An 18,609-nucleotide genomic window follows, 5' to 3' on the forward strand; every position below is an offset into this window, starting at 1 on the left:
AAGATTTGACGCGAGGTGTCGCTTTTTGCCGAAAACACGAGTACTGTGCACGCACTGTGTTTGCAAGGGTCACCGTGAATCGTGGCCTGATGCAGCCGGATCGTTACAGATCTCGCTTCATCGTTCCGCTTTACCAACGCCTGCAACTCAGTCTCAGCTCCGGCTTTTCGGACGCTGCGATTTATCAATCAATAGTTCAGGAGTTAGTAAAATGTCAGATCGTCAGATGGGTGTCGTGAAGTGGTTCAATGATGCCAAGGGCTTCGGCTTCATCACCCCGGAAAGCGGCCCGGACCTGTTCGTGCATTTCCGTGCCATCCAGGGCACCGGCTTCAAGTCGCTGCAGGAAGGCCAGAAGGTCTCCTTCGTCGCCGTGCAGGGCCAGAAGGGCATGCAGGCTGACCAGGTGCAGGCGGTCTAATCCGTCTGCAACCTTAGGGTTGCCAAAAACGCCGGTCGCGAAAGCGGCCGGCGTTTTTTATTGTCGCCGTTTTTTATTGTCCGATAGTGACCCTGCGCCGGTGTGGTCGTGTGTGTCTCCACGCCACGGCTGGTCTGCATCCAGGTCGTGCCTGTCCGATGTTCGATTTGCCGAGTTTCCCGGTCTTCCTGCCGCCTCCAGTCGTCCAACCACGTTAGTTGGCCAGCCTGCCTCTGCGGCGGTTACTCAACACGTACGTTACGTCGGGCGATACGCAAGAACGATCAAGCGACAGACCGACGATTGGTCGGCGTGCGGCAGTGCTTGCGCGCGGCAATGACGTCCAGGTGGGTAGGATGGCGTTTTCCGTGTGCGGCCGCTTGCCATGATCACTGTTCACCATCTCAATAACTCCCGTTCGCAGCGCGTACTGTGGCTGCTCGAAGAGTTGGCGCTGCCCTATCAGATCGTGCGCCATGAGCGCGATCCCAAGACCATGCTGGCGCCGGCAGAGTTGCGCGCGATCCACCCGCTGGGCAAGTCGCCGGTCATTGTCGATGGCGGCCTGACCATCGCCGAGTCGGGCGCCATTCTCGAGTATCTGACCGAGCGCTACGACACCGAATGCGCGCTGTCGCCGCCTGCGCGGCCGATCGACTCCCCGGAGCGTCAGCAGTTCCGTTACTGGATGCACTACGCCGAAGGCTCGGCCATGCCGCCGCTGTTGATGACATTGATCTTCGGTCGCATCCGTAGCGCGCCGATGCCGTTCTTCGCCAAACCCATTGCGCGTGCCATCGTGGACAAGGCGATGTCGGGTTTTGTCGGACCGCAGGTGAAGTTGCATCTGGACTGGATGGAGCAGTCGCTGCAGGCCAGTGCCTGGTTTGCCGGCGAGCGATTTACCGCTGCCGATATCCAGATGAGTTTCCCGGCCCAGGCTGCGGCGGCACGTGGTGGCGGGCTGGAGAACTATCCGCGCTTGCGCGCGTTTCTGGAACGTATCGAGGCGCGCCCCGCGTATCAGGCTGCACTGAAGAAAGGTGGTCCCTACGCGCTGATGGGACGCAACAACAACGACTGAGGTTGGATATGACAACGGCGTGGCTTCGGCAGCCACGCCGCTGTTAGATCACCGGCCCATGACGGGGCTGCCAGCCGCGCAGTCGCTCATCATGGTCGTCAGCCCAACCTTAGCGCGCTTTGCACTGCCGAAGAAATTGCACGGTGTCGCGAAGTTCCGGCGAATCGGCCGGCGGCTTGCGGAAGGCGAGCACCAGGCCCATATGGCCGACGCCTGGATAAAACTTGACCTGCACGTTTTCTCCCTTGCTGCGCATGGCTTCGGCCAGCGCAACGCTGTTTTGTGGCTCGACGACGCGGTCGGCGTCGCCGTGCAACAGCAGCATCGGCGGTTCGTTGCCGTCGACGTAGAGCACCGGTTGCGACTTGGCCTGATCGGCTGGCGAGGTGCCGAAGATCTCGATGATTTCGGGATCGGTCATCGGAGCAAAATCATAGGGCCCGGCCAGGCCGACAAAGCCGCACAACTGCTGCGGTTGCAAGCCTTGTGCTTGCAGCCAGCTGCGATCGGTTGCCAGCAGCCCGGCGATGTGGGCGCCGGCCGAGTGCCCCATCACGGCCAGCCGCGTGGGGTCGCCGCCGTACGCATGCGCGTGCCGATAGCTCCAGGCGGTTGCGCTGGCGGCGTCGGCCATGAACCCTTGCAGCCCCACCTGCGGGAACTTGCGGTAGTCGGCCACCATCGCGACGACACCTTGACGGGCCAGCGCGCGGCCCATCCAGCGATAATTGGCGCGCTTGCCGTGTTTCCAGGTGCCGCCATAGAAAAACACCACCACCGGCGCGTCCACCACACCGCGTGGCTGGTAGACGTCCAGTGCCAGACCATGTTCGGGATCGAAGACCTGGTTGGGATGTTCGACGACGCCATCGCGGCTGGAGGCGGCATTGATGCCACCGAAGAACACGCTGCTGCAGGCCGTCAGGCTGAGCGAGCCGAGTAGCAGGAGGGCGGGACGGATCCAGCGGAATGCGCGAAGAGGCATGGGCGATGTCGGTCAGGAAGGGGCGTGAGTCGGTCGGGTGCGAACGAGTGGTGCGCGCTGGATCGCGTGCACGTCCATCGGCAGCGATGTCCGGCAATTGCGCATTGCATCGGCGGCCGTGTGGCGATTGCGACGCGTATTAGCGGTGATCTGTTGTCGCCAGCATGTGCAGGAGGAACTCGCTTGGTGTCGGTATGCGAAGTGAAGATACGCTGCGCACGCGCGCCCGGATGCGGGGTGGCCCATGTCAAGTTCACCGTCGGTGGCCTAGGCTTGCGATATGACAACGCTGCACTTTGATAATCGCCTGCGCCAACAGTTGCCCGGCGACCCAGAAAACGGTTCGCGCCGTCGCGAGGTCAGCGCCGCCTGGTCGTCGGTGCTGCCGACCCCGGCTGCTGCGCCGCGCGTGGTCGCCTATTCGGCAGAGATGGCGCAGGCCCTCGGGTTGGACGCGGCCGAGATTGCGAGTGCGCGCTTTGCCGAGGTCTTTGGCGGTAATAGCCTGTATCCGGGCATGCAGCCATGGGCTGTCAATTACGGCGGTCACCAGTTCGGCCATTGGGCTGGCCAACTGGGCGACGGCAGGGCGATTTCCTTGGGCGAAGCGATCGGTGTGGATGGCGGGCGTTACGAGTTGCAGCTCAAGGGCGCCGGCCCGACGCCGTATTCGCGCGGCGCCGATGGCCGGGCGGTGCTGCGGTCGTCGATTCGCGAATTCCTGTGCAGCGAAGCGATGCACCATCTCGGCGTGCCGACCACGCGTGCGTTGAGTCTGCTGACCACCGGCGATGCAGTGGTACGCGACATGTTCTACGACGGCCGGCCGCAGCGTGAGCCGGGGGCGATTGTGTGCCGGGTGGCGCCGTCGTTCATCCGCTTCGGCAATTTCGAATTGCCGAGTGCGCGCGGCGACCTCGCCCTGTTAAGGCAATTGGTGGAGTTCACCATTGCGCGCGATTTCCCGGAACTGGACGGCAGTGGCGAGGCGCTCTATGCGGCGTGGTTCGCGCAGATCTGCGAGCGCACTGCGGTGATGGTGGCGCACTGGATGCGGGTGGGCTTCGTGCACGGGGTGATGAATACCGACAACATGTCGATCCTGGGCCTGACCATCGATTACGGCCCGTATGGGTGGATAGACGATTACGACCCGGACTGGACCCCGAACACCACCGATGCGCAGGGCCGCCGCTATCGCTTCGGCACCCAGCCGCAGGTGGCGTACTGGAACCTGGGCCGTCTGGCGCAGGCGCTGGCGCCGCTGTTCGCCGACGCCGCACCCCTGCAGCAGGGGCTGGACCGGTTTCGCGACACCTATCTGGCGTGCGACCGCAACGACGCCGCTGCCAAGTTGGGGCTGGCCGATTGCCGCGACGAGGACCTGCAACTGCTCGATGCGCTGCGTGATCTGATGCGCGAGGCGGAAATGGACATGACGCTGACCTTCCGAGCGTTGATGGACGTCGCCCCTGCGCAGCCGGACCCGCAGCTGCTGCACGAGGCGTTCTACGACGAACACAAGCGCCTGGCCACTGCGCCGCAGCTGCACGACTGGTTGCAGCGTTACGCCGCTCGGCTGCAGCAGGACAGCTTGTCGCCGGAGCAGCGGCGCGAGCGGATGCGCCTGGCCAACCCGCGCTACGTGCTGCGCAATTACCTGGCGCAACAGGCGATCGACAAGGCCGAGCAGGGCGACCCATCGGGCGTGCAGGAAGTGCTGGAGATCATGCGCAGGCCGTATGACGACCAAGCAGGCAACGCGGCGTTTGCCGCCCGCCGGCCGGAGTGGGCGCGCGATCGCGCCGGGTGTTCGATGCTGTCCTGCAGTTCCTGACGCGCTCAGACGCACGGATGCCATAAATGCCGCGTCAAGCGCTGCGCAGCCTAGAATAGGGCGGTCCCCACTGGCAACGACGCCATCCCACCATGACAGACTGCACCCGCTGCGCCGGCACCAACTCCTCCGGCCCCAATCACTGGTCGGAACGGATTCGCGACATCGGCGATTTCCCCAAGCCGGGGATCGTCTTCAAGGACATCACGCCGCTGCTGTCCGATGGCCCGGATTTCGCCTCTGCGCTGGATGAGATGGCGCAGCCCTGGCGCACCACGCCGCTGGACGCGGTGCTGGGTATCGAAGCGCGCGGCTTCATCCTGGGCGCGGCCTTGGCGCGCGAACTGCGGACCGGGTTCGTGCCGGTCCGTAAGCCGGGCAAGCTGCCGGGGCGCACCCTGATCCAGGAATATGCCCTGGAATACGGCACCGATCGCATCGAAATGCACGAAGACGCATTGCCACGCGGCGCGCGTGTGCTGATTGTCGACGACGTGCTGGCCACCGGCGGCACGTTGCGTGCTGCGCTGAGCCTGGCCGCACAGTTGGAGCTGGAAATCGTCGGCGCGGCAGTGCTCGTCGAGCTGAAAGCACTGCAGGGCCGCGAGAAGTGGGTCAACGATGTGCCGCTGCTGGCGACCTTGGCTTACTGAGGTCGACCGCCTGACCTAGCGCGCTTGCCAGTAGATAGGCGCGGTGGGTGTTCGGAGTGCGCTTACCAGCAGGCAGGCGCAATGGCCCTCGGGGTGCACCGCGAATGCGTCTGCATCGCAGCTCTCGGCCATGCTCTGGTGCCTGCCCAGAACTGCGCGCTACCGGTTGTTGGCCGCGCCAAATCGTGTATCGCGGCAGTCAATGCTACGAGCAAGTGCACGCATCGGCGTAACGCCAGCAAGGCCTCGCATGCGGCCGGCATTGCACCGGCCGCCTTATCTGTCGCGTGAGACTCGCTGAACTCGGCCAATGCCGCATCCAGGTTCATGCGCTCGCGCAGGCTGTGACCGTTGCTTAGAGCTTGCTGACCCGGAACCGGCGTCCCTTGATCTTGCCCGCGTGCAGATGCGCCAAGGCCTTGGCGACGTGCGCGCGCGCGATGGCGACGTAGGAGCGGGTGGGGTAGATGGCGATCTTGCCGATGGCCGCGCCCGACAGTCCGGCTTCACCGGTCAGCGCGCCCAGGATGTCGCCGGCACGCAGCTTATCGGTCTTGCCGCCGTCAATCCGCAATGTGGTCATCGCCGCCTGCGGCAGCTGCGCCGGGCGCGCGGTCGCCAACGGTGCACGCGACCACTTCAGCGGCTGGCCTTGTTCGACTTCCAGCGCCTGCGCGCGCGCTGTTTCGCGTGAGGCCACCAGGCTGAGCGCAAGCCCACGCTTGCCGGCGCGGGCGGTGCGGCCGATGCGGTGGCGGTAGGTTTCGGTATCGGTGGGCAGCTCGTAATTGACCACGGCCGCCAGGTCTTCCACGTCCAGCCCGCGTGCGGCCACGTCGCTGGCCACCAGCACATTGCAGCTGCGGTTGACGAAGCGCACCAGCACTTCATCGCGGTCGCGCTGTTCCATGTCGCCATGCAGCGCGAGTGCGGAGAAACCGAACTCCTGCAGCGAGCCGGCCACTTCATCCACTTCCTTGCGGGTATTGCAGAACACCACGCTGGATTCGGGGTTGAAGCGCAGCAGCAGGCCGGCGACCGCCTTCTGCCGATAGGTCGGGTCAACCTCGAAGAACTGCTGATCGATTTCCGGCGCGTTATCGGCGCCTTCGACGGTGATTTCGATCGGGTCCTTCAGGATCTCGCGCGCCAAGGTGCGGATGATGTCCGGGAAGGTGGCCGAAAACAGCAGGCTCTGGCGATGTTTGTCGCAGCGGCTGGCGATTTCGCGGATGGGTTCTTCGAACCCCATGTCGAGCATGCGGTCGGCTTCGTCCAGCACCAGCGTGCGTACGCCGCCCAGATGCAGCGCGCGCTTGCGGGCCAGTTCCTGGATGCGGCCGGGCGTGCCGACCACCACTTGCGGGTCGTGCGCTTCCAGCGATGCCAGCTGCGGGCCCAGCGGCATGCCGCCGGTGAGCACCACCAGCTTCATGTTGGGGATGCCGGTGGCCAGCTTGCGCAGCTGCTTGCCGACCTGGTCGGCCAATTCGCGGGTAGGGCAGAGCACCAGCGCCTGCGCACGGGTCAAGGCAGGATCGAGCTTCTGCAGCAGGCCCAGCCCGAACGCGGCGGTCTTGCCGCTACCGGTCGGTGCCTGGGCGATGACGTCCAGCCCCTGCAGGATCGGCGGCAGGCTCTGCGCCTGGATGGGAGTAAGGACGGTGTAGCCAAGGGCGTCGATGCCGGGGGCCAGGGCCGGCGACAGCGGCAGCGCGGAGAATTCGTTCATGGCGCATTTTAGCCGGGAATCGGGAGTGGGAATCGGGAATCGCAAAGGTAGTGGCTGCGGCTTTTTCCATTCCCGATTCACCATTCCCGATTCCCGTACAATTGGCGCATGCCTTTAATCACTCTGCAAAGCGTCGACTACAGCGTCGGCGGCCCCTTGTTGCTGGAAAAAACCGACCTCACGATCGAGCCGGGCGAGCGTATCGCCCTGATCGGCCGCAACGGCGCCGGCAAATCGACCTTGATGAAACTGATCGCCGGCGAGCTCAAGCCCGACGACGGCGAAGTGCGCGTGCAGCAGGGCGTGCGCATCGCACGGCTGGAGCAGGAGGTGCCGCAGGGTACCGGCGGCAGCGTGTTCGACGTGGTGGCCGATGGCCTGGGCGAACTGGGTCACTGGCTGGCCGAGTTCCATCAGCTCAGCCATGCCGAAGTGTTCGATGCCGATGCATTTGGCAAGGTGCAGGCCAAGATCGACGCGGCCGACGGTTGGGCGCTGGATCAACGCGTCACCGAGACCCTGACCAAGCTGGAACTGGACGGCGATGCGGAGTTTGCGCGGCTGTCCGGCGGCATGAAACGACGTGTGCTGCTGGCGCGCTCGCTGGTGTCCTCGCCGGATGTCCTGCTGCTGGACGAGCCGACCAACCATCTGGATATCGAAGCGATCGATTGGCTGGAGTCGTTCCTGAAGAACTGGAGCGGCAGCGTGCTGTTCGTGACCCATGATCGGCGCTTTCTGCGTGCGTTGGCGACCCGCATCGTCGAAATCGATCGTGGCCAGGTCACCAGCTGGCCGGGCGACTGGGCCAACTACGAGCGGCGTCGCGAAGAACGGCTCAATGCGCAGGCGCAGGAAAATGCGCGTTTCGACAAGATGCTGGCGCAGGAAGAAGTCTGGATCCGCCAGGGCATCAAGGCGCGTCGTACCCGCGACGAAGGCCGTGTGCGACGTCTGGAATCGATGCGCAACGAGCGCGTGCAGCGTCGCGACCTGACCGGCAATGTGCGCATGGAAGTCTCGCAGGGCGAGTCGTCCGGCAAGAAGGTGATCGAGGCCAAGGAGGTCGGCTTTGCGTTCGGTGCGCGCACGATGGTCAAGGACTTTTCGACCATCATCCAGCGTGGCGATCGCATCGGTCTGATCGGCCCCAACGGCAGCGGCAAGACCACCTTGCTCAAGTTGCTGCTGGGCGATCTGCAGGCGCAGGAAGGCGAAATTCGCATCGGCACCAATCTGCAGATTGCGTACTTCGACCAGTACCGTTCGACCCTGCGCGAGGACTGGAGCGCGATCGAGAACGTGGCCGAAGGCCGCGATTTCCTGGAGATCAACGGCAAGCGCAAGCATGTGCATGCGTATCTGCAGGATTTCCTGTTCACCCCAGAGCGCGCACGCGCGCCGATCACGCGGCTATCCGGTGGCGAGCGCAATCGCCTGCTGCTGGCGCGGTTGTTTGCGCAGCCGTCCAACCTGCTGGTGATGGACGAACCGACCAACGATCTGGACGTGGAAACGCTCGAGCTGCTGGAAGAGCTGCTTGGCGAATACACCGGCACCTTGCTGCTGGTCAGCCATGACCGCGACTTCCTCGACAACGTGGTGACCTCGACGCTGGTGATGGAAGGCGATGGCCTGATCGGCGATTACGTCGGCGGTTATAGCGATTCGTTGCGTCAGCGGCGTACGCCGGCGACCAATGCGATGGCCGTCGCCAAGGCCTCGGCGACGGCTGCGGCGACCACGCCCGTGGCGGTTGCGGTGCCAGCGGTAGATGCCGCGCCCAAGCGCAAGCTCAGCTACAAGGATGCGCGCGAACTGGAGCAGTTGCCGGCCTTGATCGACAGCCTGGAGCAGCAGGTCGCAGCGCTCACCAATGCGATGAACGACCCGGCCTTCTATCAGCGCGACAGCGCAGCGATGGCCGCGCATACCGCCGCGCTGGGAGATGCGCAGGCGCAGCTGGATGCAGCGTTCGCGCGCTGGAGCGAGCTGGATAGTTGATTGCCGGACCGGCGCGCGACTGCGCGCCGGTCTTGTGGGTTGGTAGGCGCGGCAAACAGGCATCGCGAGGTGGGCGCGGCCGGCTTCGTGGTCCCGTCAGTCTTTGATCGCTCTAACCCAACATTGCGTCATTTGTGGCCAAGACGTTGCCTCCATTGCAACAGCGTTCGGGAGGGTTTGTTAGCCGCTCTCAGTCGCAAGCACTCGCAGGCGCCACAAACGCTGCAAATGTGAGCCCGCGAGCGGCCCAGGCAGTGGCGGCTTCATCGAGAATATCCAGCAAGGTATCGCGCTCATTCGGCGCTGCCTGCGCCAATGCCTCGGCGCCGTCGATCAACAACGCATAGCCGTGCGGGGAGGGCAGCCAGGCCAGGTCGCGCAGCGCATCGCTCAATGCATCCCAGTTGCGGCCGAAGCTGGCGGGGAAATCCAGTTGGGTGGCCAGGCGCATCAACAGCATGCGTTTGTCGCTGCAGGTGGCCAGATCCACGCGCAGGATGCGCAAGCCAGCATCGCGCGCCAGCGCTGCCATGGTGTCCAGATCGTCGGTGTCTGCCTGATAGACGCCAGATTGCTGCGGGTCGGACAGGTCCAGCGCAAAGTCGCCCGCGCTCATGGCGCCTGCTCCGGGGTCGGGCCCTGGAACGATTTGAAGGTTTGGTAATGATCGTCGCTGTAGTACCAGGTTTGCGGCGGGGTGCCGCCGGTGACGATGCGGCGTGCGCCGCGATCGGCGCTGCCGGGTGTGTCGACGGTGTATTCGCGGTAGTCGCCACGCGGGCGTTCCGGTAGCCGGTGTTCGCGATTGCCGAATACGCCGCCATCCTGCGGATACGGAAACGGCCCGCCGCGCTGGATCAAGACGATGGTGGCCATCGCTTCGGTCGGCAAAAAGGCCGGCAAGTGCGGCACCTGACGCGCTGGCGGTGCTGCAGCGATCGGTGCGTTGAGCTGCGGCGCAAACTGCGGCTTGGGCGTCTGCAGCGTCCGCATGCCCCATAAGCCGGCAACGAGCAGCACGATGGCGACGATCAGCAAAGCGGGCTTGCGCATGAAGACGATCCGGAAGCGAAGAGTGTGCGGCAGAGCAAGTATGCCGCTGCGCGACTGTGTCGACTTTGAACGCGGCAGGGCGCCTTCGCGATTCACATCCAAGTAACCGGGGGCTGGTGCAAGGTGTGCAGCCAACAGGGCGCGGCACCCGATGCAATGGGATGAAGTTTCCCTGCCGCTGCCCTTGGTAAGCGCCGTCGGCGTCCTTACCATCTACCCCGCAACGCCCGGTCTTCGCCGGGCGGCAAGTCCAGGAGACACGCATGGCCTACACCCTTCCGCAGTTGCCCTACGCCTACGACGCGCTGGAACCGAACATCGATGCGCAGACGATGGAAATCCATCACAGCAAGCATCACCAGACCTACATCAACAACGTCAACGCGGCGCTGGAAGGGACCGAGTACGCCGACCTGCCGATCGACGAGTTGGTATCCAAGCTGAAGAGCCTGCCGGAAAACCTGCAGGGCCCGGTGCGCAACAACGGTGGTGGCCACGCCAACCATTCGCTGTTCTGGACCGTGTTGTCGCCCAACGGCGGCGGTGAGCCCAAGGGCGAGGTCGCCAAGGCGATCGACAAGGACATCGGTGGTTTCGAGAAGTTCAAGGAAGCCTTCACCAAGGCTGCCGTCAGCCGCTTCGGCTCGGGCTGGGCATGGCTGAGCGTGACCCCGGACAAGAAGCTGGTGGTGGAAAGCACCGCCAACCAGGACAGCCCGCTGTTTGAAGGCAACACGCCGATTCTGGGCCTGGACGTGTGGGAACACGCGTACTACCTGAAGTATCAGAACCGCCGCCCGGAATACATCGGCGCGTTCTACAACGCTGTCAATTGGGACGAAGTCGAGCGCCGCTACCACGCTGCGATCGCCTGAGTTTTAAGCTGACGCTGTAACGCAAGAAGGCCGGGAGCGATCCCGGCCTTCTGTGTTTGCTGCGGTCTGTCATGTAGGAGCGTACCTGGGCGCGAGGGGCTTTCTGGTGGGAGCTCGGTCGCGCCCGGGTGCGCTCCTACGATTGCTGGAGCGGCAATTAGAACTTGGCGTCGAACTTTCCTGGGTAGTTGTGTTGCCGCTGTAACGCAAGAAGGCCGGGAGCGATCCCGGCCTTCTGTGTTTGCTGCGGTCTGTCATGTAGGAGCGCACCTGGGCGCGAGGGGCTTTCTGGTGGAAAGCTCGGTCGCGCCCGGGTGCGCTCCTACGATTGCCGGAGCGGCAATCAGAACTTGGCGTCGAACTCGCGCGCGTAGCCGGTGTTGACGATGACTTTCTGCAGCGCGTCGCTGATCTTGATGTTGCCGGCAACGATCTGCTGGGTTTCCGGGCCCATGTTGTCCATGCGCGGCGGGGTGGCGCCCTTGTAGTCGCAGACGCGGCCACCGGCTTCGCGCACCAGCAGCACGCCGGCGGCGATGTCCCAGGCTTTGACGCCGGCTTCGAAGTAGGCATCGGCGCGCCCGCAGGCCACGTAGGCCAGATCCAGCGCGGCCGAGCCTGTGCGGCGCACGTCCTCGGCCTGCACCAGCACCGCATCGACGCACTTCAGCTGCGCACTGATCCGTGCGCGCTCACGCGGCGGGAAGCCGGTGTGGATCATCGCGCCTTCCAGATCCTTGCGCTCGGCAATGCGGATGCGGCGGTCGTTGAGCACCGCGCCGGCGCCGCGGCTGGCCGTGAACAGCTCGTTGCGCAGCGGGTCGAAGATCACCGCGTCGGTCGGTTCGCCGTTTTCCACCAGCGCGATCGACACGCAGTAATGCGGAAACCCGCGCAGGTAGTTGCTGGTGCCGTCCAGCGGGTCGATGACCCAGGTATAGCGGCCACTCTTGCCGCCCTGCACGCCGCCTTCTTCACCGAACACCGCGTACTCAGGGTAACCGCGCTTGAGTTCCTTGATGATGACTTTTTCGGCATCGGCATCGACTTCGCTGGCGTAGTCCATGCGGCCCTTCTGCACCACGTTGAGTGCATCCAGCTTGTTGATACCACGCAACAGCACATTGCCGGCGAGGCGGGCGGCTTTGACCATGACGGTGACGGCGGGTTTCTGCATGGTTAAAGCTCCCGTGAAGGCAGAATCGAAAATGGCGAAGGTAAAAGAGCGGTCCGGCACCAAAGCCGGCCGCGCAGTTTACCATCTACGACCGAATAGCTCCCCAATCTCCGTTCATGTCCGTCAGCCAGCGCATCCGTTTTGTTCTTGTCGGTACCCAGCATCCAGGCAACATCGGCGCCGCCGCGCGTGCGATGAAGACCATGGGTATCTCGCGGCTGGTACTGGTGGCGCCCGAACGCGCACTAGATGAAGACGCGTATCGGCGCTCGGCCGGCGCCGAGGACGTGTTGGGCGATGCGCCGCTGTTCGCCACGCTGGGCGAGGCGGTAGCCGACTGCACGCTGGTGATCGGCTGCACGGCGCGGGCGCGTCGGGTGGCCTTGGAAGAGTTGCTGCCGGACGAAGGTGCGCAGCGGGCCTTGGCCAAGGCGAGCGAACCGGCCGAAGTGGCGTTCGTGTTCGGCCGCGAGCGCACCGGCCTGACCAACGACGAATTGCAGCTCTGCCACGCGGCGGTGCATATCCCATCCGACCCGCAGTTCAGTTCACTCAATCTGGCGGCGGCGGTGCAGGTGCTCGCCTACGAAGTACGGCTGGCACAGCTGGCAGCTGGCGAGGCCGAGCCAGCACCGGCCGCCGCCGCCGGCCTGCGCGACGGGCCGGCCAGCCATGCGCAGCTGGAAGGCATGTTCGGCCAGTTTGGCGAAACCCTGGACGAGATCGACTTCCACAAGGGGCGCGCGCCGGAGTCGGCGATGCGCAAGTTGCGACGGCTGTTGTTGCGCGCGGAAATGACCGAGCAGGAGGTGCGGCTGATCCGCGGCATCCTGTCCGATGCGCAGCGCATGGCGATGCTGGCCAAGCGTGCCGGAAACTGACGTCTGTCACATCTTCACAGATTCGGCTAGGCTGTCCGCGGCTCTAGGGGAGTGTCCGTTTTGCGCGGTCTACAATGGTGTCTGATTGCCTGCTGGCTGGTGGCCGGGGCAGGCTTGGCCGCGACGGCTGCGGCAGCGCCCTCCTCGGTATTGGTGCTCGGGCGGATCAGCGATGACCCCGCCACGCACTACGATCAACTCAAGCCACTGCTGGACTACGTGGTTCCGCGCATGCGCGAGGTGGGTATTCGTCGTGGCGAGATCCTGATGGCGCCGGATGCGCGCCAGATGTCCAGCTATTTGCGGCGTGGCCGGGTCGACTGGGTCAGCGAGACCACCGGTGCGGCGATGTTGCTGGAGCGGCGCGGCGGCGCGCACCCGTTGCTGATGACCGAACGTGGCGGCGTGCGCGAGTTCCACACGGTTTTCTTCGTGCGCCGCGACAGCCCGATCCAGTCGCTCACGCAACTGCGCGGGCATAGCCTGGCATTGCAGACTGCGTCCTCCACCAGCGGTTATCTGGTGCCGATGCTGGAGTTGATGCGCAACGGCATCGCCTGCGACGTGCTGCTGTCGCCCGACGACCCTCAGGTACCGGGCTCGGTGGGCTATCTGATGGTCGGCTCCAAGTTGAATGTCGCTGCGTTCGTGCACAAGCGCCTGATCGATGCCGGCGCCTTCAGTAATCTCGATTGGGACGACGAGCGGCATCTGCCGCCAGTGTTCAAACGCGATTTCCGCATCGTGTACCGCAGCGCGCCGGTGCCGCGTGCGGTGGAAATGGTGCGCTCCGGCATGGACCCGGCAGTGGAGCGTCGCCTGCGCGTGGTGTTGCTGCAGGCAGCATCCGACCCGCTGGCCGGACCGGCGCTCAAGCGCTTTTTCGGCACCACCGCGTTTCACCCGCTGGATGGCGGTAGTCGCAGGCGTCTGGATGCGTTGAGCGCCGGCTTGCGGCACGTCAGGGATGAAATCGAATGAGCCAGGTGCGCTTCGGGTTGCAGGCACGCTTTTTGTTGGTCATGGCGCTGACCTTGCTGTTGGTTGGCGCGATCCTGGCGTCGTTGCTGCAACGCCAGAGTGCGATGCAGCGCGAGGTGCGCGGGCTCAGCGCACAGATCCTGCACGAGCTGTTCGATCGCAGCCTGCGCACCCGCGGCGAGACGCTGGCGACCGAACTTGCCTCCGGCTTGGCCAATCCGCTGTATTACTCCGACCTGGGGGCGGTAGGCGCGCTGGTGCGCAATGCCTCGCGCCAGCAGGTGGTGACGTATGTGCTGGTGTTCGATCGGCGTGGGCTGCTGGTGCATGACGGCACGCCCAATCTGCAGCGCTACGGTCAGCGCATGGACGACCCGCTCGCGGCCAAGGCGGTGACCGCGCAGGCGATGCTGCTGCAATCCTCGCCCGAGGTGCTGGACGTGACGGTGCCGATCAAGATCGGCGATCAGCGCATCGGCGGGGTGCGCGTGGGCATGTCGCGCGAGCGGGTGCGCAAGATCGAGTCGGGCGCCAATCTGACCCTGGTTCAGAACCTCAATGCGATCGGCAAGCGCGATCTGGGCTGGTTGCTGGTGCTGCTGGCCGCGTTGGTGGCGCTGGGCGTGCTGCTGGCGATCTATGTGCAACGCACGCTGGTGGCGCCGGTGCGGCTGTTGGCGGCGGCGGCGCGGCAGATCGAGCGCGGCGACTACGCCGTGCAATTGCCGCCGCATCCGCGTAACGACGAGATTGGCGAGCTGATTTCCGCATTCGGCCGCATGAGCGAAAGCATTGCCCGGCACGACCGCGAAGTGCGTCATATGGCCTACACCGATGCGCTGACCGGGCTGACCAACCGCCTGGGTTTTCGCGAAGGTCTGGACTACCTGCTCAATACCGCGCGCAGCAGCAACAGCAAGCTGGCGCTGCTGTTTGCCGATATCGACGACTTCAAGCGCGTCAACGATACGCTTGGTCATGAGGCGGGCGACGAGGCCTTGTTGCAGTTCGCCAGCCGGATAAGTCGCGCGGTTTCTGCGCTGGGTGGCGACGATGCGATCCTGGCGCGCTTCGGTGGCGACGAGTTTGTGATCCTGCTGCAAAGCGGCGATGTCACCCTGCTCGCTGCACAGCTGGCGGACCGCCTGGTGCATGAATTGAGCCGCCCGTTGAATGTGCAGGGCCGCGAAGTCTTCCTAGGCACCTCGATCGGCATCACGCTGTTCCCCGACGATGCCAACGATGCCACCGCGCTGCTGAAGAACGGCGACATCGCGATGTACCAGGCCAAGGTCGCCGGCAAAAACTGCCACCGTTTCTACAGCCGCGCGGCCGACCATGCCGTGGAGCGACGCGTGCATATGGAGCACGAGCTGCGCGGCGCTTGGGAGCGCGACGAGTTGCGGCTGGTGTATCAGCCGATCTACCGCACCAGCGACCGCCTGTTGGTGGGCGTGGAGGTGCTGCTGCGCTGGCAGCACCCGGCGCTGGGCACCATCGCGCCATCGACGTTTATCGATATTGCGGAGCAGAGTGGGTTGATCGAAATGATCGGCCCCAAGGTGCTGCGCGCGGCCTGCCTGGAAGCGGCGCAGTGGCCGGAAGTGGGCGAGGGCCTGTTTATTTCGGTCAACGTGTCGCCGCGGCAGCTGCGCAGCGGCGACCTGATCGATACCGTGGCCGAGTGCCTAGCCGAGTCCGGGTTGCCGGCCGCGCGCCTGCATCTGGAACTGACCGAGACGGCGGTGATCGGCGACGAGATGATGGCCGCCAGCCTGCTCGATCAGTTGCACCGCACCGGTGTGAAGGTGTGGCTGGATGACTTCGGCACCGGCTTCTCCGGGTTAAGCCATCTACGCCAGGTGCCGGTGGATGGGGTCAAGATCGACAAGAGCTTCATCGCCGACCTGCAGCGCGACCCGGACGATCTGGCGCTGACCACGGCCATCATCAACATGGCCCACTCGCTGGGAATTACGGTAGTCGCCGAAGGCATCGAGCAAGAGGCGCAGTTCAACCTGTTGCGCGAGCGCGGCTGCGATCTGGGGCAGGGCTACTGGTTCAGCAGGCCCTTGAGCCCGGCCGATATGGTCAAGCTGATCGCGGCGGGCTAAGCACCGTAGGAGCGCACCTGGGCGCGATTGGCGTTACCGGTGAGGCTTCGTCGCGCCCGGGTGCGCTCCTACGACGAGGAGTGCTTGGGCGGTGTAGGTACAGCGGCGGCTTGCCGATATCGCCCGGAATTTCGCGCACTCCATATGGAACCGGATACCACCGTAGGAGCGCACCTGGGCGCGATGGGATTTATCGGTAAGGCTCCGTCGCGCCCGGGTGCGCTCCTACGATGCACTGCTAGCGTTGGTTGGTTACAGCGGCCGTTTGCCGGTATCGCCTGGGATTTCGCGTACCAGGCGCGGGACCAGATAGCCTGACAGGCGCGTGGCCAGTTCCGCATGCAGGGCGCGTGCGCGGGCGTCGTCCACTTCGAAATGCGCCACGCCCGCTACGCGATCGAGCTGATGCAAGTAGTAAGGCAGCACGCCGGCGGCAAAGCTGCGTTCGCTCAGCGCGGCCAGGGCGTCCACGCTGTCGTTGACGCCACGCAGCAGCACCGCCTGATTGAGCAGTTGCACCCCGGCATCGCGCAAGGCGTGCATGGCGCTGTCCACGTCGGCATCGAATTCGTTGGCGTGGTTGGCGTGGATCACAAACGCCACCGGCCACGGCAGGCTGCGCAGCCAGGCCAGCAGGGGCGCGTCCACGCGTGCGGGCAACACCACCGGCAGGCGGCTGTGGATGCGCAGCCGCTTGAGGTGTGGGATGGCGGCCAGGGCGTCGGTGAGTTCGACCAGTTTGGGCGTGGCCAGCGACAGCGGGTCGCCGCCGGACAGCAGCACTTCGTCGATGTCCGGGTCGGCAGCGATCGCCTCCACCGCCTCACGCCAGCCGTCGCGCGCGGCAGTTTCTTCTGCGTACGGGAAGTGGCGACGGAAGCAGTAGCGGCAGTGCACCGCGCAACTGCCGGTGGCGATCAGCAGGGCGCGGCCGCGGTATTTCTGGATCACCCCGGCGGCCGTCTTGGCGGCGGCATCGCCCACCGCATCCAGGCCGAAGCCTGGCACCGGCTGCATTTCTGCATCCAGCGGCAGCACCTGCCGTAGCAGCGGGTCGTCTAGGTCGCCGTGCCGCATCCGCGCCACGAAGGCCTGCGGGACGCGCAGCGGAAACTGCGCGGCCGCGTCTGCACTGATGCCGGCCGCTTGCGCGTCCAGGCCCAGCAGTTCCAGCAATGCGCGTGGGTCGCGCACGGCATCGCGCCACTGCTGCTGCCAGCGCGGCGGCTGCAGGGTGGAGGGCGGGGATGGCTGTAAGGCGACGGGGGCTGCGGTTATCATGTGCGGTCACAAAACCAATGCCCGCCGGTTGCGGCGGGCGCCCCATTCTAATCCGACCGGCCACCGTGTGGCGGGTCGTGGTCTTATCGAGGAGCTGCACCATGGCCACTGTTGGCATGAACGACGTCAAGAACGGCATGAAGATCCTGGTCAACAACGAGCCGGCGGTCATCACCGAGACCGAATACGTCAAGCCGGGCAAGGGCCAGGCCTTCACCCGCATGAAGTACCGCTTCATCAGGTCCGGCCGCGTGGTCGAAATGACCATGAAGGCGACCGATGACCTGGAAGTGGCCGACGTGGTCGATACCGACATGCGTTACCTGTACAGCGATGGCGAGTACTGGCACTTCATGGACCCGGAAACCTTCGAGCAGGTGCAGACCGACAAGGCCGGCATGGGCGGCGCGGAGAAGTGGCTCAAGGGCGAAGAAGATTGCATCGTGACGTTGTGGAATTCCGCGCCGATCTGGGTGCAGCCGCCGAACTTCGTCGAGCTGAAGATCACCGAGACCGATCCGGGCGTGCGCGGCGATACCTCGGGCGGCGGCGGCAAGCCGGCCACGCTGGAAACCGGTGCGGTGGTGCGCGTGCCGTTGTTCGTCAATCAGGACGAAATCATCAAGGTCGATACGCGTTCGGGCGAATATTCGGCGCGCGTCAAGTAAGCCGGATGCGCCCGCGACGCCTGTCTGTTCGAGCGGTACGCAGTGCCGGTGTCCTGGTGGGGCTGTGGGCTGCGCTCGTAGCGTGCCCGGCCTTTGCGCAATCGGCCGCCGCAACTTGCGACGCCGGTGACGTGGCCGCCGTTGCGGCCATTGCAACCTCCGGTGTCGTGGGCGGCGCTGCCGCCACGGTGCCGGTCGAGCGTGCAGTGGCCCAGACCTGCAAGCCGTGGCCGAACGATCCGGCCATCCGGCTTGCAGCAATCGCGTTTGCCGGCGACGCTCAGACCGTGGCTGGCGAGCGCGACCTTGAGTTGCGCGTGGCCATGCTCGATGCCGCCAGCGGCAAGGTGCTGGCGTTTTACGCCCAGGAAATGGGCGAGGACGCGGCCTTCGAACTCGCTGCCGACAGCCTGCGCCTGGATACGGCGCGCTATGACCTGGCCAAAGGCGTGCGCGCGATCGGCGTGGTGGTGCATAGCGCTGCGCGTGGGCCCAGCTGCCCGGATTTTTACAGCAATCAGGCATTGACCTTGCTGGTACGCGAGGGGCGCAACTTGCGCCCGGTGCTGCAACGCGATCTCTATGCCTGGCAACGTGTGGAAGGCGAGCCGTGCATGATGGGCAGGAGCGATGTCATCACCGAAGTCGCCAATCTGAGCCTGAGCATGGCGCCGCAGGCACATGCCGGCTATGCGGACATCGTGCTGACAGCCAACGTCGCTACTACGGAGAGCACCGCTGGCAGCGACACCGATACCGAACGCACCCGCCGCGTGCGCCAGGTGCTGCGCTACAACGGCCAGCGCTATGTGCCTGTGGCCGGTGGCGACCGCAGCTGGCCGTTCGACAACTAACCTTTATGG

At 65.0% G+C, this 18,609-nt stretch carries 17 protein-coding genes; 11 read left to right on the plus strand and 6 right to left on the minus strand.

What is annotated here, in order from left to right; genetic code table 11:
* Window positions 1–211: 211 nt before the first annotated feature.
* The gene (locus ABQU90_RS20570; protein ID WP_055851961.1) at window positions 212–421 is read left to right on the plus strand and encodes a cold-shock protein; all 210 of its coding nucleotides are present in this window, start codon (window positions 212–214) and stop codon (window positions 419–421) included.
* Between the two features lie 385 nt (window positions 422–806).
* Entirely contained in the window at window positions 807–1,505 is a 699-nt protein-coding gene (locus ABQU90_RS20575; RefSeq protein ID WP_323522660.1) for a glutathione S-transferase family protein, read from the plus strand.
* Between the two features lie 109 nt (window positions 1,506–1,614).
* Here ABQU90_RS20575 and ABQU90_RS20580 read toward each other — a convergent pair whose 3' ends face one another.
* Window positions 1,615–2,490: an alpha/beta hydrolase gene (locus ABQU90_RS20580; protein ID WP_323522661.1), complete on the minus strand. Its 876-nt coding sequence runs from the start codon at window positions 2,488–2,490 to the stop codon at window positions 1,615–1,617.
* A gap of 280 nt (window positions 2,491–2,770) precedes the next feature.
* Between ABQU90_RS20580 and ABQU90_RS20585 the strand changes: the two genes are divergently transcribed.
* Complete coding sequence (locus tag ABQU90_RS20585; protein WP_323522662.1) at window positions 2,771–4,327, plus strand: protein adenylyltransferase SelO; 1,557 nt, start codon at window positions 2,771–2,773, stop codon at window positions 4,325–4,327.
* Between the two features lie 92 nt (window positions 4,328–4,419).
* On the plus strand, window positions 4,420–4,980 hold the full coding sequence (locus ABQU90_RS20590) for an adenine phosphoribosyltransferase (RefSeq protein ID WP_055851973.1): 561 nt from the start codon (window positions 4,420–4,422) through the stop codon (window positions 4,978–4,980).
* A 355-nt stretch (window positions 4,981–5,335) separates the two neighbouring features.
* On the opposite strand, the gene dbpA is transcribed toward ABQU90_RS20590, so the two are convergent.
* Complete coding sequence (gene dbpA / locus ABQU90_RS20595; RefSeq protein WP_055851976.1) at window positions 5,336–6,712, minus strand: ATP-dependent RNA helicase DbpA; 1,377 nt, start codon at window positions 6,710–6,712, stop codon at window positions 5,336–5,338.
* 108 nt (window positions 6,713–6,820) lie between these two features.
* Here dbpA and ABQU90_RS20600 point away from each other — a divergent pair, with 108 nt between their 5' ends.
* On the plus strand, window positions 6,821–8,716 hold the full coding sequence (locus tag ABQU90_RS20600; protein ID WP_323522663.1) for an ATP-binding cassette domain-containing protein: 1,896 nt from the start codon (window positions 6,821–6,823) through the stop codon (window positions 8,714–8,716).
* A gap of 190 nt (window positions 8,717–8,906) precedes the next feature.
* Here ABQU90_RS20600 and ABQU90_RS20605 read toward each other — a convergent pair whose 3' ends face one another.
* Window positions 8,907–9,332 (minus strand): barstar family protein, encoded by a 426-nt coding sequence (locus tag ABQU90_RS20605; protein ID WP_323522664.1) that lies wholly within the window; start codon window positions 9,330–9,332, stop codon window positions 8,907–8,909.
* Window positions 9,329–9,769, minus strand: coding sequence for a ribonuclease (locus ABQU90_RS20610; RefSeq protein ID WP_311238600.1), 441 nt, complete (start codon window positions 9,767–9,769; stop codon window positions 9,329–9,331). Before ABQU90_RS20610 ends, ABQU90_RS20605 begins: the two co-directional genes overlap by 4 nt.
* A gap of 263 nt (window positions 9,770–10,032) precedes the next feature.
* Here ABQU90_RS20610 and ABQU90_RS20615 point away from each other — a divergent pair, with 263 nt between their 5' ends.
* On the plus strand, window positions 10,033–10,644 hold the full coding sequence (locus tag ABQU90_RS20615) for a superoxide dismutase (RefSeq protein WP_323522665.1): 612 nt from the start codon (window positions 10,033–10,035) through the stop codon (window positions 10,642–10,644).
* A gap of 343 nt (window positions 10,645–10,987) precedes the next feature.
* Here the strand turns inward: ABQU90_RS20615 and ABQU90_RS20620 are convergent, their stop codons facing one another.
* On the minus strand, window positions 10,988–11,821 hold the full coding sequence (locus ABQU90_RS20620; RefSeq protein ID WP_005994417.1) for an inositol monophosphatase family protein: 834 nt from the start codon (window positions 11,819–11,821) through the stop codon (window positions 10,988–10,990).
* 116 nt (window positions 11,822–11,937) lie between these two features.
* On the opposite strand from ABQU90_RS20620, the gene ABQU90_RS20625 reads away from it, so the two are divergent.
* The 3 genes from ABQU90_RS20625 to ABQU90_RS20635 are packed head-to-tail and all read left to right on the plus strand — an operon-like array spanning window position 11,938 to window position 15,797.
* The gene (locus ABQU90_RS20625; protein WP_115559012.1) at window positions 11,938–12,702 is read left to right on the plus strand and encodes an RNA methyltransferase; all 765 of its coding nucleotides are present in this window, start codon (window positions 11,938–11,940) and stop codon (window positions 12,700–12,702) included.
* A 51-nt stretch (window positions 12,703–12,753) separates the two neighbouring features.
* Window positions 12,754–13,683 (plus strand): phosphate/phosphite/phosphonate ABC transporter substrate-binding protein, encoded by a 930-nt coding sequence (locus ABQU90_RS20630; RefSeq protein WP_311238597.1) that lies wholly within the window; start codon window positions 12,754–12,756, stop codon window positions 13,681–13,683.
* A complete protein-coding gene (locus ABQU90_RS20635) occupies window positions 13,680–15,797 on the plus strand; it encodes a putative bifunctional diguanylate cyclase/phosphodiesterase (RefSeq protein ID WP_055851992.1) in 2,118 nt (705 codons plus the stop codon). Before ABQU90_RS20630 ends, ABQU90_RS20635 begins: the two co-directional genes overlap by 4 nt.
* Window positions 15,798–16,049: 252 nt before the next feature.
* Here the strand turns inward: ABQU90_RS20635 and epmB are convergent, their stop codons facing one another.
* Window positions 16,050–17,078: an EF-P beta-lysylation protein EpmB gene (epmB, locus tag ABQU90_RS20640; RefSeq protein ID WP_323522666.1), complete on the minus strand. Its 1,029-nt coding sequence runs from the start codon at window positions 17,076–17,078 to the stop codon at window positions 16,050–16,052.
* A 101-nt stretch (window positions 17,079–17,179) separates the two neighbouring features.
* Here epmB and efp point away from each other — a divergent pair, with 101 nt between their 5' ends.
* Together efp and ABQU90_RS20650 are read left to right on the plus strand one after the other, a co-directional pair.
* Window positions 17,180–17,746 carry an elongation factor P gene (gene efp, locus ABQU90_RS20645; protein ID WP_055851998.1) on the plus strand — a complete coding sequence of 189 codons (567 nt, stop codon included), beginning with the start codon at window positions 17,180–17,182 and terminating at the stop codon, window positions 17,744–17,746.
* 5 nt (window positions 17,747–17,751) lie between these two features.
* Window positions 17,752–18,600, plus strand: a complete 849-nt coding sequence (locus ABQU90_RS20650; protein ID WP_323522667.1) for a PA3715 family protein — start codon at window positions 17,752–17,754, stop codon at window positions 18,598–18,600.
* Window positions 18,601–18,609 lie beyond the last annotated feature (9 nt).

Source organism: Xanthomonas sp. WHRI 10207, assembly GCF_040202975.1.
GTDB lineage: Bacteria > Pseudomonadota > Gammaproteobacteria > Xanthomonadales > Xanthomonadaceae > Xanthomonas.

Excerpts from the sequence above, each read along its gene's own strand:
- ABQU90_RS20570 (WP_055851961.1), top strand. The coding sequence starts at position 212 with ATGTCAGATCGTCAGATGGGTGTCGTGAAGTGGTTCAATGATGCCAAG.
- ABQU90_RS20575 (WP_323522660.1), top strand. The coding sequence starts at position 807 with ATGATCACTGTTCACCATCTCAATAACTCCCGTTCGCAGCGCGTACTG.
- ABQU90_RS20580 (WP_323522661.1), bottom strand. The coding sequence starts at position 2,490 with ATGCCTCTTCGCGCATTCCGCTGGATCCGTCCCGCCCTCCTGCTACTC.
- ABQU90_RS20585 (WP_323522662.1), top strand. The coding sequence starts at position 2,771 with ATGACAACGCTGCACTTTGATAATCGCCTGCGCCAACAGTTGCCCGGC.
- ABQU90_RS20590 (WP_055851973.1), top strand. The coding sequence starts at position 4,420 with ATGACAGACTGCACCCGCTGCGCCGGCACCAACTCCTCCGGCCCCAAT.
- dbpA (WP_055851976.1), bottom strand. The coding sequence starts at position 6,712 with ATGAACGAATTCTCCGCGCTGCCGCTGTCGCCGGCCCTGGCCCCCGGC.
- ABQU90_RS20600 (WP_323522663.1), top strand. The coding sequence starts at position 6,821 with ATGCCTTTAATCACTCTGCAAAGCGTCGACTACAGCGTCGGCGGCCCC.
- ABQU90_RS20605 (WP_323522664.1), bottom strand. The coding sequence starts at position 9,332 with ATGAGCGCGGGCGACTTTGCGCTGGACCTGTCCGACCCGCAGCAATCT.
- ABQU90_RS20610 (WP_311238600.1), bottom strand. The coding sequence starts at position 9,769 with ATGCGCAAGCCCGCTTTGCTGATCGTCGCCATCGTGCTGCTCGTTGCC.
- ABQU90_RS20615 (WP_323522665.1), top strand. The coding sequence starts at position 10,033 with ATGGCCTACACCCTTCCGCAGTTGCCCTACGCCTACGACGCGCTGGAA.
- ABQU90_RS20620 (WP_005994417.1), bottom strand. The coding sequence starts at position 11,821 with ATGCAGAAACCCGCCGTCACCGTCATGGTCAAAGCCGCCCGCCTCGCC.
- ABQU90_RS20625 (WP_115559012.1), top strand. The coding sequence starts at position 11,938 with ATGTCCGTCAGCCAGCGCATCCGTTTTGTTCTTGTCGGTACCCAGCAT.
- ABQU90_RS20635 (WP_055851992.1), top strand. The coding sequence starts at position 13,680 with ATGAGCCAGGTGCGCTTCGGGTTGCAGGCACGCTTTTTGTTGGTCATG.
- epmB (WP_323522666.1), bottom strand. The coding sequence starts at position 17,078 with ATGATAACCGCAGCCCCCGTCGCCTTACAGCCATCCCCGCCCTCCACC.
- efp (WP_055851998.1), top strand. The coding sequence starts at position 17,180 with ATGGCCACTGTTGGCATGAACGACGTCAAGAACGGCATGAAGATCCTG.
- ABQU90_RS20650 (WP_323522667.1), top strand. The coding sequence starts at position 17,752 with ATGCGCCCGCGACGCCTGTCTGTTCGAGCGGTACGCAGTGCCGGTGTC.